Here is a 14,896-nt window from a genome sequence, read left to right as displayed (position 1 = left end):
GGCCGGTCCCTGACCGGACGTGTCGTCAACTGCGGTAACGGGCCAGAGTTAAACAGTTGATAGCCAGATATGGCAAGGATCTTCAGAAACTTGCAGCAATCGCTTGCAGAGGCTTGGGGCCGGTGCGAGCATCGAGGCTCCGCCACCCGAGGAGTCCTCAGATGACCGCACCCATGACGGCGCCGGCCCCCGCACGCACACGTTCGGACTGGTGGGAGGACGCCGTCATCTACCAGGTCTATCCGCGCAGCTTCGCCGACAGCGACGGCGACGGCTGCGGCGACCTGAACGGAATCCGCGACCGTCTGGGCCACCTGCGGGAGCTGGGTGTCGACGCGCTCTGGATCTCGCCGTTCTACACCTCACCGCAGGCCGACGGCGGCTACGACGTGGCGGACTACCGTGCCGTCGACCCGGTGTACGGCACGGTCGGCGACGCCGACGCGCTGATCACCGACGCGCACGCCCTCGGCCTGCGGGTGATCGTCGACGTGGTCCCCAACCACTGCTCGGACCAGCACCCGTGGTTCCTGCGGGCACTGCGCGAGGGCGCCGGCTCCCCGCTGCGGTCCCGGTTCCACTTCCGCCCCGGCCGCGGCCCCGGCGGCGAGGAGCCGCCGAACGACTGGATCTCCCTGTTCGGCGGCCCCGCCTGGACGAGGACCACCGAACCCGACGGCACCCCGGGCGAGTGGTACCTGCACCTCTTCGCCGCCCAACAGCCCGACCTCAACTGGGACTCCACCGCCGTCCAGGACGAGTTCCGGTCCATCCTGCGGTTCTGGCTGGACCTCGGCGTGGACGGATTCCGGGTCGACGTCGCGCACGGCCTGGTCAAGGCCCCGGGCCTGCCCGACCTCGGGCGCTACGAACAGCTCGGCCTCCTCGGCGAAACGTCGGTACCGTACTTCGACCAGGACGGCGTCCACGAGATCTACCGGTCGTGGCGCGGCCTGCTGGAGGAGTACCCGGGCCAGCGGATCGCGGTGGCGGAGGCCTGGACCCGGACACTGGACCGCACCGCCCGCTACGTCCGCCCCGGCGAGCTCCACCAGGCCTTCAACTTCAAGTTCATGAACGCGCCCTGGGACGACGTCCGGCTGCGCGAACTGATCACGACGTCCTTGGCCGCCATGGGCACCGTCGACGCCCCCACCACCTGGACGCTCTCGAACCACGACGTCATCCGGCACGCCACCCGGTACGCGCAGGGCGACCCGGTACGCGGCCTGCGCCGGGCCCGGGCCGCCGCGCTGCTGATGCTCGCGCTCCCCGGCTCCGCGTACCTCTACCAGGGTGAGGAGCTGGGCCTCCCCGAGGTCACCGACATCCCCGACGAGGTCCGCCGGGATCCGGCGTTCCACCGCGCCGATGGCGGCCACGGCATGCGCGACGGCTGCCGGGTCCCGCTCCCCTGGTCCGGCACCCGGGCCCCGTACGGCTTCGGCCCCGTGCCCGGCGGCCCCTCCTGGCTGCCGCAGCCCCCCGAGTGGGCCGACCTCAGCGTCGAGGCGCAGACCGGCGATCCGCGATCCGTCCTGGAGCTGTACCGCAGCGCGCTGCGCCTGCGCCGGACCCATCCCGCGCTCGGCGCCGGCCGGTCCGTCGAATGGCTGGACCTGGCACCCGGGGTGCTCGCGTTCCGGCGCGACAGCGACCAGGGCGCCGTGGTCTGCGCCGTCAACACCACCGGCGCACCGGTCCGCGTCACCGACGGCGGACTCGGCGCCCTGCTGCTCTCCTCGGCCGAACCGCAGCCCGCCGAGCACCCCGGCGAGGTGCTGCTGGCAGCCGACAGCACCGGCTGGTGGCTGGCCGGCTGACGAGCATCCCCGGGGGCTTCCCGCTGCCGTCACTCTATCGGCGACGCCAGAGCTTGTCATCGGATGGATGACGCGCTACAAAGGTGTCAGGTGAAGCGCACTGGCCCCCTGATCCTTCTGGAGGTGTTTCGCGATGCTGATGCGCACCGACCCGTTCCGCGAACTGGACCGTCTGACCCAGCAGTTCCTGAACACGACCGGCACCTGGTCGCGTCCGACCCCGATGCCGCTGGACGCCTACCGCACCGGCGACGAGTACGTGATGTGCTTCGACCTGCCGGGTGTGAGCCCGGACGCGATCGACATCGACGTCGAGCGGAACATGCTCACCGTCAAGGCCGAGCGCCGTCCCCGCCCCGAGGGCGACGACGTGAAGTGGGAGCTGTCCGAGCGCCCGCTCGGGATCTTCTCCCGCCAGGTGATGCTCTCGGACACCCTCGATCCGGCCGGGATCAGCGCCGACTACGACGCGGGCGTGCTGACCCTGAGGATCCCGGTCGCCGAGAAGGCCAAGCCCCGCAAGATCGCCATCGGCCACAGCGGCACCCCGAAGCAGATCCAGGCCTGACCCGCACCCCCGGAGCCGTTCCGGGCCGCCCCGCCCCTCCCCCCGCGGGGCGGCCCGGAAGACCTCGCTACGACCTCCTCCTCGGCCGCCCCGCACCACGGCACCGCTCCTGATGACACGTCCCGCACCGCGCGGGCCCCTCTCCCCCGGAAGGCCACCGTCATGACCCGGCACCGCCACCTGATCCAGCAGGTCCGCGCCCTGGGCCGCTACACCACCGACGAGGAAGCCGAGCGCGTCCTCACCGCGGTCCTCACCGTCCTCGGCTCCCAGCTCACCGGCGAGGAACGCTGCGACCTCGCCGCGGCGCTTCCCGAGCGGGCCCGCGCCCTCTTCGCCGCCCAGATCCCCCTTCCCGAACCGGTCACCGCCCCCGCCTTCGTCGAAGCCGTCGCCCGCAACCTGGGCACCAGCCTCACCGCCGCCCGCTGGGACACCTCCTCCGTCCTGGCCGCCCTCGGCGACCTCGCCGACGACCGGCTCACCGACCGCCTCCTCACCCACCTGCCCCGCGGCTACGCACTGCTGTTCGGCCGCGCGGACCTGACGATCGCCGCCTGAACGGCCCCGCGCGCCCAGGCGTCCCGGCCCCGGCCGGGCGCCCGTTCCGGAAGCTCGACCTGCCGCCCGGAGTCGCCGTGCGCGGACCAACGGCGGCCGGTCAGAGGTCGGCGCGGCCGCCGCGGACCACGCAGGAGGCGCTGTTCTCCCAGCCCCACCCGTCACCGTCGGGGTCGGAGGAGGCGCTCACGCAGTACGGGTAGCCGTTCGGCGCCCTGGTCGGCAGCGGAGACGGGGTACTGCCGGTGTCGGCCCGGCCGCCGCGGACCACGCACGAGGCGCTGTTCTCCCAGCCCCACCCGTCACCGTCGGGGTCGGAGGAGGCGCTCACGCAGTACGGGTAGCCGTTCGGCGCCCTGGTCGGCAGCGGGGACGGCGAGGGCGATTGGCCGGGCCGGTCGTAGATCGTGGCGGGGCGGGCGGTGGCGGCGATGCCGTTGGCTCCGTCGAAGAACCGCTTGCCCCAGGCGGTCGGCGAGTTCGTGTCGAAGCCGTCGACCAGGTCGAGGTACTCGACGCCGCCGCCGTTGCCGCTCCAGGACCAGCCGATGTAGCCGACCGAGAGGGACTGGGCGGTGGCCATGATGGCGTCCTCGTCGGGGTTGCCGTCGCTGTGGTTGGCGCCGAACTCGCCGACCACGATGGGCAGTCCGGCGTTGACGTAGGCGCCGAGGTAGGACTGGACCTCGGCGGCGGTGTCGTAGACGCCGTACATGTGGATCGAGAAGATCGTGTTGCGGTCGGGGTCGGACTGGAAGACCGAGCCGGCGTTGTCGCGCATCGTGTGGGACCAGTCCTGGCCCCAGTTCGGCCCGTCGACCATCAGGGCGTGGTGGAGGCCGGCGGCGCGGATCCTGCTGATCGCGCTCTTGGTGGCGGCGGTCCAGGCGGCGTAACCGCTGTTGCCCCAGGGTTCGTTGGCGATGTTGACGACGACGTAGGCCTCCTGGCCGGCGAGGACGCTCTTGTTGTCCACCCAGAACTGGGCGGCCCGATCGAGCGTGGTGGCGGCGCCGTCCTCGCCGTAGCCGGTGGCGTCGTGGACCTCCAGCACGCAGATCACCTTGGCGCGCTTGCACTGGTCGATCAGGGTGGCGAGCTGGGCGGAGCCGGTGCGGGTCCAGCGGTCGCCGTTGCTGAGCACGACGCGGACGGTGTTGGCGCCCCTGGCCGCGATGTCGGCGATGGCGGTGGTCCGGGTGGGGTACCAGGTGTACGCGTGGTTGACCCCTCGCATCACGAACTGGCTCCCGTTGGCCTCGTAGACGCGGCCGTTACTGACGTGGATGCCGGTACCGGCGGCCTGGGCACCGCCCGGGCCGAACCCGAACACCCCGAACAGCAACCCGAAGGCGGCCGCCAGTGCTGCTCCGACCGTCGTGAGCGCTCTGCGGCTCTGCGGCTTGTCCATGGCTCTCCTTACATCGTTTGTGGGGGCCTGGAGTCGATGGCCTTGACCAACGCGCGGGTACGCGTCGACGCCGTCATCGCCCTCCAGTCGTTCTCGAACGGCCTGCCGGTGATGGGGCGTCAGGCCTTCGGGGCGCTCACCAGGGCGAGCCACGCGTCGGCCAGCAGGCGGTGGCCGAGTGGGGTGGGGTGCACGCCGTCGGCCGCGATCAGGGCGGGATCGCCCGCCGTCCGGGCGGCCTGGTTGAGCAAGCCGTCGGCGGCCAGCAGGCCCGCGTCGTGCGCGGCGGCGAGGCGGCGGACGGCCTGGATCCGGGCGTCGAGGTCGGCCCGCCAGCCCCACTGCTCCTCCCGCACGGGCACCAGGAACGGCTCGATCAGCACCAGTCGGGGAGCGCAGTGCCCGGACAGGTCTCCGAGCAGCCGGTGGTAGTCCCGCTCCCACCGGTCGACCGGGCTCGGCAGGCCCCGGTCGTGGCGGCGCCAGGTGTCGTTGACGCCGATCAGGACGGAGACCAGCGCGGGCCGGTGGGCGAGGGTGTCGGCCGGCCAGCGCTCGCGCAGGTCCGCGAGGCGGTCGCCGCCCACGCCCCGGTTGAGCACCACCGGGGTACCGGGGAGCCCGGCGGCGGCCAGCGCGGCGTAGCCGTGGCCGAGGTCTCCGGGGCAGCCGCGGTCGCGGCCGGCCTCGGTGATGCTGTCGCCCTGGAAGAGGACGGTGGTGCGGGGGTGCATGCGGGACTCCTCCCGGAGGGCCCGCCGCCCGGGCTGACGGTCACCGGGCGGCGGGCGGTCAGTGGGTCAGCCCGCCGCGGCCATCGCCTTCGCATGGGCTGCGAAGAGCTGCGCGCCGGCACGGGTGGGGTTGGCCGGGTCGTTGTTCCACATCACCCGGTGGCCGTCGTGGTCGGGGTAGAAGGAGCCGTCGTCGACGCGGGAGGTGAGCAGCCAGAACTGGTCGCCGGCCGCGCCGTTCGCGAGCGCGGCGTCGGTCCAGGCTCGATAGGCGGCGTCGCGGGTCGCGGCGTCGGGGATGTCGCGGGCCGGGTCGATCTGCAGGCCGAACTCCTCGACGACGACGGGTTTGCGGAGCTTGCGGCCGTCGGCGAGATGGTCGGTGATCCAGCGGGTGCCCCATTCGGTGGCGTTGGCGCCGTGCTTGGAGCCGCTGGTCTCCCCCCAGTTCTGCGGGTAGACGTGCACGGTCCCGTAGTCGACGGCGGGCAGGGCGGTGAGCTTGCGCCAGTCGCTGCCCTCGTAGTCGGAGTAGGGATAGTCCGCGTGGCCGGGCTCGCCGTAGAAGCCCTCGTCGCCGACGGCGAGGAGCTGGCGGGGGGCCAGGGCCTTGACGTAGTCGCTCATCTCGCGGGCCCAGCCGAGGAGAGTGGCGCCGGACTTGTCACTGCGGCAGCGCGGCTCGTTGGCGAGCTCCCAGGCCATGACGGTGGGGTCGTCGTCGTAGCGCAGACCGGTGTAGCGGTTGCGGCGCCCGATGACGTGCTTGGCCCAGGCCCGGTAGGCCTTCTTGCAGGTGGCGTCGGTGTAGAAGCGGTCGTGGTGGGTGCCGTCGCCGTAGGAGTCGTCGGGCAGGTCGAGGAACCAGGAGACGTACTGGCGCATGCCGCCGTAGTCCGGCCAGTTGTTGACCAGCGGGAGGACCAGACGGAGACCGAGCCGACCCGCCTTGTGGACGGCGTAGTCGAGGCTGTCGAAGGCGGCCTCGTCGTACTGGAACGGCTTGGGCTGGAGGGCTCGGTGGGAGTGGCCGTCGCCGTCGGCGAAGGCCCAGGCGCGGATCACGGTCAGACCCATCGCGGCGGCGTCGTTCAGCACGGCGTCGATCATGTAGTGGGACTGCTGGTGCAGGTAGTAGCAGTTGGTGCCGCCGAAGCGGAACTTCCGGCCGTTCAAGCGCAGTTCACCGTTTCTGGCGGTGACGAACGAGCGCCTTGCGCCGTCCTCGCTGCCGCGGCCCTGCCGCTGCTCGTCGTCCTGGCCGGCGCCAGTGGTGGCGGAGGCGGCGCCGCCGAGCAGCGGGGTGGCGGCGACGCCGAGGGCGACGGCGCCGAGCAGGGTGCGGCGGGCGGTGGTGCGGGGCTGGTCGTTCACGGGTCTCCTCCGGACAAGTGGCGGGTGGGATGGTGCCTGGGGGCGTGCGGGTTCGGTCAGCGGGCCCGCGGGACCTTCGCGCGGAACAGGGTGGCGTCACCGTCCAGCCGGACGGGTCCGCCGGCAGCGGGCAGGTAGGCGGACCGGCCGGGTCCGAGGGCGGGCCCGTCGTCGACCCGGGCGGTGCCGCGGACGCAGAGCAGGATCTGCGGTCCGTCGTCCACGATCCGCAGGGGTGCTCCGAGTTCGATCCGGGAGAGGCTGAACTCCTCGGCGGGGGTGAGGAACTCGAGCTCTTCGGGCCCGACGGGGACGGCGGGGACGTGCTGCGGCGCGGTGGGACGGAAGTCGACCACGGCGGCCAGCCCGGCGGTGTCGACGTGCTTGGGGGTGAGGCCGCAGCGCAGCACGTTGTCGGAGTTGGCCATGATCTCGACGCCGAGGCCGTGCAGGTAGGCGTGCGGAACACCGGCGTCCAGGTAGAGGGCCTGGCCCGGGCCCAGCCGGACGTGGTTGAGGAGCATCGCGGCGAGGATCCCCGGGTCGCCGGGGTGGTCGAGGGCGGCGCCCCGGTAGGCGGCCCAGGTGGCCGCGTCCGGGTCGGCACCGGAGGCCAGGTCCGCCAGGGCGGAGGGGAGTTCGGCGGCGGCCTGCTCTCCCCTGGTCCGGTCCTCGGCGAGTGCGCCGGTCAGCACGGTGCGCAGGGCCTGGTCAGCGGGGGCGGTACGCAGCTGCCGGATCCAGGGGTCCAGTACCGGCAGTGCCAGCCGCTCCCAGAGCGCGGCGGTGACCCGCGGGTCGCGGAAGCCGCAGAGTGCCTCGAAGTCGCTCAGTGCGCAGATCAGTTCGGGCTTGTGATGGCGGTCGCGGTAGATCCGGTGCGGGGCGTCCAGCGGGATGCCGGCGGCCTGCTCCCCGTCGTACCCGGCCGTCGCCTGGGCGGTCGTCGGGTGGACCTGCACGGAGAGGGCGTGGTCGGCGGCCAGGAGCTTCAGCAGGAAGGGCAGGCGGGGTCCGAAGCGGCCGGCCACCCGGCCGCCGAGCTCGTGCTGCGGATCCCGGGTGATGACGGTGTCCAGGCCTTCGCTGCCGTGGCCGCGGTCGATCCGGGCGGGAGCGCCGGGGTGGGCACCCATCCACAGCTCGGCCTCGGGTACGCCGGTGGGCCGACGGCCCGTCAGTCCGGCGAGCGCGGTGGTGGACCCCCAGGTGTAGTGGCGGATGGGAGTGGTGAGCAGGTCGGCGGTCATGTCGGTGCTCCGGTGTGCGTGGGCCCCGACCCGTCCCCGGGCTTCCTCACCCTCACGAGGAGTCGGGGACGGGTCGGGAGTCTGTGGGAGGGAGTCAGCGGGCCGGTGGCCCGCTGCTGCCGCGCGGCACCAGGACAGGGGTGGAGGCCGGGCCGGTGGGCGGTCGCTGGTGCTCGATGACGTCGAACAGGGTGCGGGCGACAAGGGCTCCGTAGCCGTGGACGTCGTGGCTCATCGCGGACAGCGGGGGGTGGGTGAGCCGGCACAGCTGGGAGTCGTCCCAGGCGATCAGCGACAGGTCGGTGGGTACCCGGAGGCCGAGTTCGGCGGCGACGGCGATGCCGGCCACGGCCATGATGTCGTTGTCGTAGATGATCGCGGTGGGGCGGTCGGCGGAGGCCAGCAGCATCCGGGTGGCCCGGGCGCCGGCCCGGCCGGAGAAGTCGGTGGGCAGGCTGCGCGGCGGCTCCAGGCCGAGCTGTTCGGCGACGGCCTCCAGCGCCCGGGTACGAATGGCGGTGTGGCCGAGTGCCGGGTCGCCGCCGACCCGGGCCAGCCGGCGGTGGCCGAGCATCGCCAGGTAGCGGACAGCGTCCTCGACGGCGGCGCGGTCGTCGGTCCAGACGGCGGCCAGCGCCCCGCCGGCGAGCGTCGGGTGGCCGGCCGCCACGGCGGGCAGGCCGAGCGCGGCTACCGCCGGGACACGGGGGTCGGCCCCGGTGAGGTCGACCAGGACGGCGCCGCCGACGCGGCGGGCGCGCCACCAGGTGCGGTGCACGGCGATCTCCTGCTCGCGATCGCGCACCAGGCGCAGCAGCAGGGTCGCCGAGCGCTCCGCCAGGACGCTCTCGATGCCGGAGATGAACTCCATGTAGAAGGGTTCCAGGCCGAGTTGGTGGGCCGGGCGGGCGAGGACCAGTCCGACGGTCTCGCTGCCGGGGGCGCGCCGGGCCAAACTGCGGGCGGCTCGGTCGGGTACCCAGCCGAGTTCTTCGGCGGCGGCCCGGATCCGCTGCCGGGTGGGCGCGGACACCCCGGGCCTGTCGTTGAGGGCCAGTGATACGGCGCCGGCGGAGACACCCGCGCGGGCGGCGACGTCGCGAATGGTGACGCGTACGCTCATCGCCGTGCCGTCCTGGCAGTGCTCCGGGCCGGGTTCCGGGCGGGGTGCCGGGCCGGGTTCCGGGCAGTGCTCCGGGCCAGGTTCCGGGCAGTGCTCCGGGCCGGCGGCACCGCGGCGCGGGTGCGGTGCCGCCGGACCGTCGCCCTGGGGAGCCGGTTCACTTGCTGGAGCCGGCGGCGAAGCCGGCGTAGATCAGACGCTGGAGGACGAGGAAGACCACCAGCGTGGGCAGGATGACCAGGATGGTGCCGGCGGAGATGATCTCCCAGTTGACGCCGAACGGTCCCTGGAAGCGGAACAGTGAGGTGGAGATGGTGCCCAGGTCGCTGGAGGGCATGTAGAGGAAGGGGATGAAGAAGTCGTTGTAGACGGTCACGCCCTTGACGATCACCACGGTGGCGATGGCGGGCTTGAGCATCGGCAGGATGATCCGCCAGTAGATCGTGAAGCTGTTGGCACCGTCGAGGCGGGCGGCTTCGTCGAGGGAGACCGGGATGGAGCGGATGAACTGCAGGAAGATGTAGATCGAGATGATGTCGGTGCCGAGGTAGAGCAGGATCGGCGCCCAGCGAGTGTTGAACGCGCCCAGGTTGTCGATGATCTGGAAGGTCGCCACTTGGGTGGTGACGCTGGGCACCAGGCTCGCCAGCAGGAAGAGCGCCATGACGAGCTTCTTCAGCCGGAAGTCGAAGCGGTCGATGGCGTAGGCGGTCATCGAGCCGATGACCACCGTGCCGGTCACCGAGACCAGCAGGATGAAGGTGGTGTTGAGGAAGGCGGGCAGCATCTTGCCCTGGGTGAAGGCGATGTGGAAGTTCTCGAAGTTGAGCCAGTTGCCCGGCAGGTCGAGCGGGCCTGTGTCGAGGGCCTCCTGACGGGTCTTCAGCGCGGTGAACATGATCACGACGAGCGGGATCAGCACGACGGCGCCGGCCAGGACCAGGGAGAGGTACTTGGCGCCGCCGGCGGCGGCGGACCGGGCGTGGATCCTCCCCGCGGCGCGGGGGTGCCGCGCGGGGGTGACGGGGTCGGTGGTCACGACAGTTCCACCCTCTCCTCCGGCACCAGGCGGCGCTGGATCCAGGTGACGAGCAGGATCAGGACGAGCAGGACGACGGCGCTGGCCGAGGCGAGGCCGTACTTGTCGAACTTGAAGGCCATGTTGATGCTCTGGATGACGAAGGTCTGCGAGCCGTTGGCGCCGCCGGTCATGATGTAGGGGATCTCGAAGACGGCCAGCGAGCCGGAGACGGCGAGGATCGCGCTGAGACTGATGACGGGCTTGATGCTGGGCGCGATGATGTGGCGGAACTGCTGCCAGCGGTTGGCGCCGTCGAGCGCGGCCGCTTCGTAGAGGTGGGGCGGGATGGACTGGATGGCGCCGAGGAACAGCACCAGGTTCAGGCCGGTGTAGCGCCACACCGACACGCCGGCCAGCGACGTGTTGACCAGGTCCGGGTCACCCATCCAGAGGTGCTCGCCGTGGACACCGAGGAGCGCGAGCAGGGAGTCCAGGGTGCCGTGCGGCCGGAAGAAGTAGAGGAAGACGAAGCCGATCGCGACGCCGTTGATCAGGTACGGGAAGAAGAGGATGCCCTTGAAGAGGTTCCGGAACCTGGTGTCGAAGCTCAGCACGGTGGCGAAGTAGAGCGCCAGGCAGATCTGCACCACCGCGGCGATCAGGTAGACGCCGCTGACCAGGAACACCTTGAACAGCTCGGGGCGGGTGAACAGGTCGGTGTAGTTCTCGAACCCGACGTTGTTCTTCTCCGGGCTGATGCCGTCCCAGTCGGTGAAGCTGTAGCCGATCATGTCGCCGATCGGCAGGTAGGTGAAGGTCACCAGCAGCCCGAGCGGCACCAGCAGGTAGAGCCACGGGGTGAACCACCAGTGCCTGCGGACGCCCTCGCGCCGGGCGACGCGGTCCCGGACACCCTCGCGCCGGGCGACGCGGCCCCGGTCGGCCGGGGCGGCGGCGAGGGTGGTCCGCGCGGGGGGCTTTCCGGTGCCCCGGTCCCTCTGCAGTGCAGTCATCTTCGTTCCTTCGTAGGTCCTGGCGTCCGGTGAGCGGCACGGCCCGGCCCCGATGTCAGAGCGGATGGGCCGGGGCCGCGCCGCTCGGTCCCGTGGGTCAGCCGACCGTCTTCTGCGACTCGGACCACTTCTTGTTGAGCTCGGCGAAGTAGCTCTTCTGGTCGCCGGCGGCGGCGCCGCGGGCGATGTCGACCAGCTTCTGCCGGTAGTCCGGGGCGTCCAGGTTGATCTCCGCGCCCTTGTCGATCTTCTTGACCGCGGCCAGCTTCTCCTGGTTCTGGCTGATCATCCGCACGCCCTTCTCGATGAAGGGCTTGAGCGCGCTGGGGAGTTCGGTGCCCTTGACGGAGGAGATGCCCTGCTCGTTCTGAGCGGCACCGGACTTGTTGACGAACCAGTCGATCCAGGCCCGGGCCGCTTCCTGGTTCTTCGAGTGCTTGTTGATCGCGTACTTGTAGTCCGGCTGCAGGACGGTGCACGGAGTGCCGGTCGTCGAGGGGAAGGGCATGTAGCCGATGTCGTCCGGGTTCGCGCCGGCCTTGGAGGCGGCATCGCGCACCTGCGCGATGGACCAGGAGCCGAGGTACATCGACCCGACCTTGCCGGTGGCCAGCAGGACCTTCGAGTTGTCCCAGTTGGTGGTGGTCGGGTCCTCCTCGGAGAGCTTCTCGTGGACGACCGAGTACAGCAGGCTGTCGATGGTGAAGATGTCGTTGCCGCCGGTCCACGGCAGCGGTGTGGTGGCCATGGCGTCCTTGGCCCCGGGGTCGCAGCTCGGGGAGCTGACCGCGTCGGTCCACTGCCGCAGCGGCCAGCCGTCGTGGTAGTTGGTGTAGTACGGGGTGGCGGCACCCTTGGCCTTGAGGGCCTTCAACGCGGTGACGAACTCCTCCGGCGTCTTCGGCCACTCGGTGACGCCGGCGTCCGCCCAGACCTTCTTGTTGTAGACGAAGCCGGTCACCGTGCCGTAGTTGGCGATGCCGTAGACCTTGCCGGCCACCGTCGAGTAGTCGGTCCACTGGTACTGCTTCGACAGCTCGGCGGCCTCGCCCAACGGCGAGAAGAAGTGGGGGAACTGGGCGATCGACAGGTCCGAGGGGATCGGCAGCACGTCACCGTAGTTCTCGGTGTTCATGCGGATCTTGACTTCGCCCTCGTAGTCCTTCATCCCCTCGAACTTCACCTTGACGTTCGGGTAGACCTTCTTGAACTCGGCGGCGTACTTGTCCAGGATGCCCTCGCCGAGCTGGTCCGTGCGGTTCGTCAGGACCGTGATCGAGCCCGACACCTTGGCCGGGTCGGCGTTGACCGTCGGGACCGAGGAAGCGCCGTCGCCGCCGTTGCTGCTACACGCCGTGAGCACCACCGTGGTCGCGGCCGCGACGGCCACCCATCCTCTTCGCATCTCGCTCATCCTTCGTGCTGATCGTCTTGTGACACGGGGGAGGCAACACCCAGCAGGCCTGGCCGGTCTCCCTGGCTGCTGGACGCTTAACGTAGACGTCACTTCGCCGTCATGTCCATAGAGCGGTCAACATTGATATCCACCAGCTCTGGGTCCAATCAAGGTGCTCTTTACTAAAACATTGCCTAACAAGATATCGAATCGTCCTTGCTGCCCGATCGCGACCGGTGGGCGCTGGACAACGTTGTCGCGGTGGATCAGAATCACCGGGATCGCCCCGGCGGCGCCCCGTCCAGCACTGCGGCGCCCCCCTGTCACACATGCGGAGAAGTTACAATGAGTTACAACATGGCCGCTCCCGCAACGACACCCGGACCTGCTGGGCCGGCCCCGGGCGGCGCCCTCGCGGGACCGCTGATCGCGGCTGTCGACATCGGTGGCACCAAGATCGCGGGCGGCCTGGTCGACACCGACGGCACACTGCTCCACCAGCTCCAGGTGCCCACCCCCGCCGACGGTGACCGGCACGAGCTGATGGCCGCCGTCGACCACGTCCTCGACGACCTCGCCCGCCTCCCCGCCTGGCAGCACGTCCGGGCCCTCGGCATCGGCAGCGCCGGCCCCGTCGACATCGCCGCCGGCACCGTCAGCCCGGTCAACCTGCCCGGCTGGCGCGGTTTCCCGCTGCGCTCCGAGGCCGCCGAGCACCCCGCCGTCCGCGGCCTTCCGGTCGTACTCGGCGGCGACGCCGTCGCCATGACCGCGGCCGAACACTGGCGCGGCGCCGCCCGCCCCTTCCGCAACGCACTGTGCCTGGTGGTCTCCACCGGCGTGGGCGCCGGGCTGGTGCTCGACGGTCGCCTGCACACCGGCGCCACCGGCAACGCCGGGCACCTCGGCCACATCAGCATCGACTACCGGGGCCGCCCCTGCCCCTGCGGCTCCCGCGGCTGCCTCGAAGGACTGGCCTCCGGCACCGCCATCGCCCGCACCGCCGCAGAACTCGGCTGGCGGCCAGGCCCGGACGGCGTCGCCACCGCAGGCGCGGTCGCCGTCGCCGCCCGGGCCGGCGACCCGCTCGCCCTGACCGCCTACGACCGCGCCGCCCTGGCGCTGGCTGCCGGGATCGCCGCCACCGCCACCCTCGTCGAGATCGAGGCCGCGGTGATCGGCGGCGGCGTGGCCAGGGCCGGCTCCGTCCTCTTCGACCCGCTCACCCGCCACCTCGCCTCGTACGCCACCCTGCCCTTCGCCCGCGGACTGAGCCTGGTGCCCGCGCACCTGGGCACCGACGCCGGCCTGGTCGGCGCCGCCGCCCTCGCCCTCCCGGCCCTGCCCGCCCACCGCTGACGCCCTTGGCCTTCCCGCCGACCCGCCGGACGACGGCGCCGACCCGCGCCGGCCCTGCCCTCCGAACCCGGATCCCCACCCGGCCGACCGCCCGGGGATCGGCGGAGAAGGCCCCGCCGCCCGCGAGATGAGCCGCGGGCACGCGGCGGTCCGCCGGCCGGCCGACCTGACAGGATGTACCGGGAACGCGTGCACGCGCGTCGCCGGGCCACCAGCCGTCGGAGGGGAACAGCATGCAGCACCGGGTGACGATCCGAGACGTCGCCGCCCGCGCCGGGGTCTCCGCCGGCGCCGTCTCGCTCGCCCTCAACGACCGGCCCGGCGTCTCGCAGGAGACCCGCCGCCGCATCACCGAAGCCGCCCGCGAACTCGGCTGGTCCCCCAATCTCGCCGCCCGTTCACTGGCCCGCGGTCCCCGGGTGCACACCATCGGCATGGCGATCAGCCGCGAAGCCGTGGCCGAGGGTCTCGACGCCCTCCACATGGCGCTCATCGGCGGCATCGAGAACGTCCTGTCGGAACGCCCCTGCTCCCTGCTGCTCCGCCTCACCGCCAGCAGGGAGATGGAGATCGCCCTCTACAAGCAGTGGTGGCAGTCCGGCCAGGTCAACGGAGCGGTGCTGACCGGGGTGACCGCGGACGACCCCCGGATCGAGCCGACCCACCGTCTGGGCATGCCGGTGGTCGCCGTCACCCACCCCGACCACAGCGGGCCCTTCCCGGCGGTCTGGATGGACGAAGCGGCGGCGATCACGGAGGCCGTGCGCTACCTCGCCGTCCTGGGACACCGCCGGATCGCGCACATCACGGGCCCGGCCAGGCTCGGCAGCGCGCTGGTCCGCTCGCGGGCGTTCGAGGACGTCGCTGTCGAACTGTCTCTCCAGGACCACCGCCACGTCCCCACCGACCTGTCCGCGCACCAGGGCGCCAGAGCCACCCGGGAACTGCTCGCCTCCGATCGGCCGCCGACCGCGATCGTCTACGACAACGACATCATGGCCGTGGCCGGCCTGGCCGTCGCCGCCGAGTTGGGCCTGCGGGTCCCCGAGGACGTGTCGCTCGTCGCCTGGGACGACTCCGACCTGTGCCAGATCACCAGACCCGGACTGTCCGCCCTCAGTCACGACCCGTTCGCGTTCGGCTCCGAGATCGCGCGGTGCCTGCTCGAACTGCTGGACACCGGGCGGGCCGATTCCCGCATTTCCGGTACGCCCGTCCTGGTCCCGCGCGGTACCACCGGCCCGCCGCCGCGCCGGCCGTGAG

13 protein-coding genes are annotated in these 14,896 nt (G+C 71.8%); 5 read left to right on the top strand and 8 right to left on the bottom strand.

What is annotated here, in order from left to right; all coding sequences use genetic code 11:
• The first annotated feature begins 161 nt into the window (after window positions 1-161).
• From ACIF6L_RS13325 to ACIF6L_RS13315, 3 genes are all read left to right on the top strand, one after another.
• Window positions 162-1,823: a glycoside hydrolase family 13 protein gene (locus ACIF6L_RS13325; RefSeq protein WP_396489114.1), complete on the top strand. Its 1,662-nt coding sequence runs from the start codon at window positions 162-164 to the stop codon at window positions 1,821-1,823.
• 133 nt (window positions 1,824-1,956) lie between these two features.
• Window positions 1,957-2,391: an Hsp20/alpha crystallin family protein gene (locus tag ACIF6L_RS13320; protein ID WP_359835810.1), complete on the top strand. Its 435-nt coding sequence runs from the start codon at window positions 1,957-1,959 to the stop codon at window positions 2,389-2,391.
• 162 nt (window positions 2,392-2,553) lie between these two features.
• Window positions 2,554-2,952: a DUF2267 domain-containing protein gene (locus tag ACIF6L_RS13315; RefSeq protein WP_329485298.1), complete on the top strand. Its 399-nt coding sequence runs from the start codon at window positions 2,554-2,556 to the stop codon at window positions 2,950-2,952.
• Between the two features lie 100 nt (window positions 2,953-3,052).
• On the opposite strand, the gene ACIF6L_RS13310 is transcribed toward ACIF6L_RS13315, so the two are convergent.
• The 8 genes from ACIF6L_RS13310 to ACIF6L_RS13275 form a co-directional block, all read right to left on the bottom strand.
• Window positions 3,053-4,363 carry a cellulase family glycosylhydrolase gene (locus ACIF6L_RS13310; protein WP_359806619.1) on the bottom strand — a complete coding sequence of 437 codons (1,311 nt, stop codon included), beginning with the start codon at window positions 4,361-4,363 and terminating at the stop codon, window positions 3,053-3,055.
• A 119-nt stretch (window positions 4,364-4,482) separates the two neighbouring features.
• Entirely contained in the window at window positions 4,483-5,097 is a 615-nt protein-coding gene (locus ACIF6L_RS13305; RefSeq protein ID WP_396489117.1) for an SGNH/GDSL hydrolase family protein, read from the bottom strand.
• 66 nt (window positions 5,098-5,163) lie between these two features.
• Entirely contained in the window at window positions 5,164-6,471 is a 1,308-nt protein-coding gene (locus tag ACIF6L_RS13300; protein WP_396489119.1) for a cellulase family glycosylhydrolase, read from the bottom strand.
• A gap of 56 nt (window positions 6,472-6,527) precedes the next feature.
• Window positions 6,528-7,721 carry a mannose-6-phosphate isomerase, class I gene (manA, locus tag ACIF6L_RS13295; protein WP_396489121.1) on the bottom strand — a complete coding sequence of 398 codons (1,194 nt, stop codon included), beginning with the start codon at window positions 7,719-7,721 and terminating at the stop codon, window positions 6,528-6,530.
• A gap of 94 nt (window positions 7,722-7,815) precedes the next feature.
• Window positions 7,816-8,844 carry a LacI family DNA-binding transcriptional regulator gene (locus tag ACIF6L_RS13290; RefSeq protein WP_396489123.1) on the bottom strand — a complete coding sequence of 343 codons (1,029 nt, stop codon included), beginning with the start codon at window positions 8,842-8,844 and terminating at the stop codon, window positions 7,816-7,818.
• Window positions 8,845-9,001: 157 nt separating this feature from the next.
• Window positions 9,002-9,883: a carbohydrate ABC transporter permease gene (locus ACIF6L_RS13285; RefSeq protein ID WP_396489125.1), complete on the bottom strand. Its 882-nt coding sequence runs from the start codon at window positions 9,881-9,883 to the stop codon at window positions 9,002-9,004.
• Entirely contained in the window at window positions 9,880-10,878 is a 999-nt protein-coding gene (locus tag ACIF6L_RS13280; protein ID WP_396489127.1) for a carbohydrate ABC transporter permease, read from the bottom strand. The genes ACIF6L_RS13285 and ACIF6L_RS13280 overlap by 4 nt, the downstream gene beginning before the upstream one ends.
• 97 nt (window positions 10,879-10,975) lie before the next feature.
• Complete coding sequence (locus ACIF6L_RS13275) at window positions 10,976-12,283, bottom strand: extracellular solute-binding protein (RefSeq protein ID WP_329485306.1); 1,308 nt, start codon at window positions 12,281-12,283, stop codon at window positions 10,976-10,978.
• A 348-nt stretch (window positions 12,284-12,631) separates the two neighbouring features.
• Here ACIF6L_RS13275 and ACIF6L_RS13270 point away from each other — a divergent pair, with 348 nt between their 5' ends.
• Both ACIF6L_RS13270 and ACIF6L_RS13265 read left to right on the top strand, forming a co-directional pair.
• Window positions 12,632-13,633 carry an ROK family protein gene (locus ACIF6L_RS13270; protein WP_396489129.1) on the top strand — a complete coding sequence of 334 codons (1,002 nt, stop codon included), beginning with the start codon at window positions 12,632-12,634 and terminating at the stop codon, window positions 13,631-13,633.
• A 233-nt stretch (window positions 13,634-13,866) separates the two neighbouring features.
• Window positions 13,867-14,895: a LacI family DNA-binding transcriptional regulator gene (locus ACIF6L_RS13265; RefSeq protein ID WP_396489131.1), complete on the top strand. Its 1,029-nt coding sequence runs from the start codon at window positions 13,867-13,869 to the stop codon at window positions 14,893-14,895.
• Window position 14,896 lies beyond the last annotated feature (1 nt).

The sequence above is a fragment of the Kitasatospora sp. NPDC086009 genome (genome assembly GCF_044540385.1).
In the GTDB taxonomy this organism is placed as follows: domain Bacteria; phylum Actinomycetota; class Actinomycetes; order Streptomycetales; family Streptomycetaceae; genus Kitasatospora.
The sequence above is the reverse complement of the archived record's forward strand: the minus strand, read 5'-3'. Positions and strand labels throughout refer to the sequence as shown.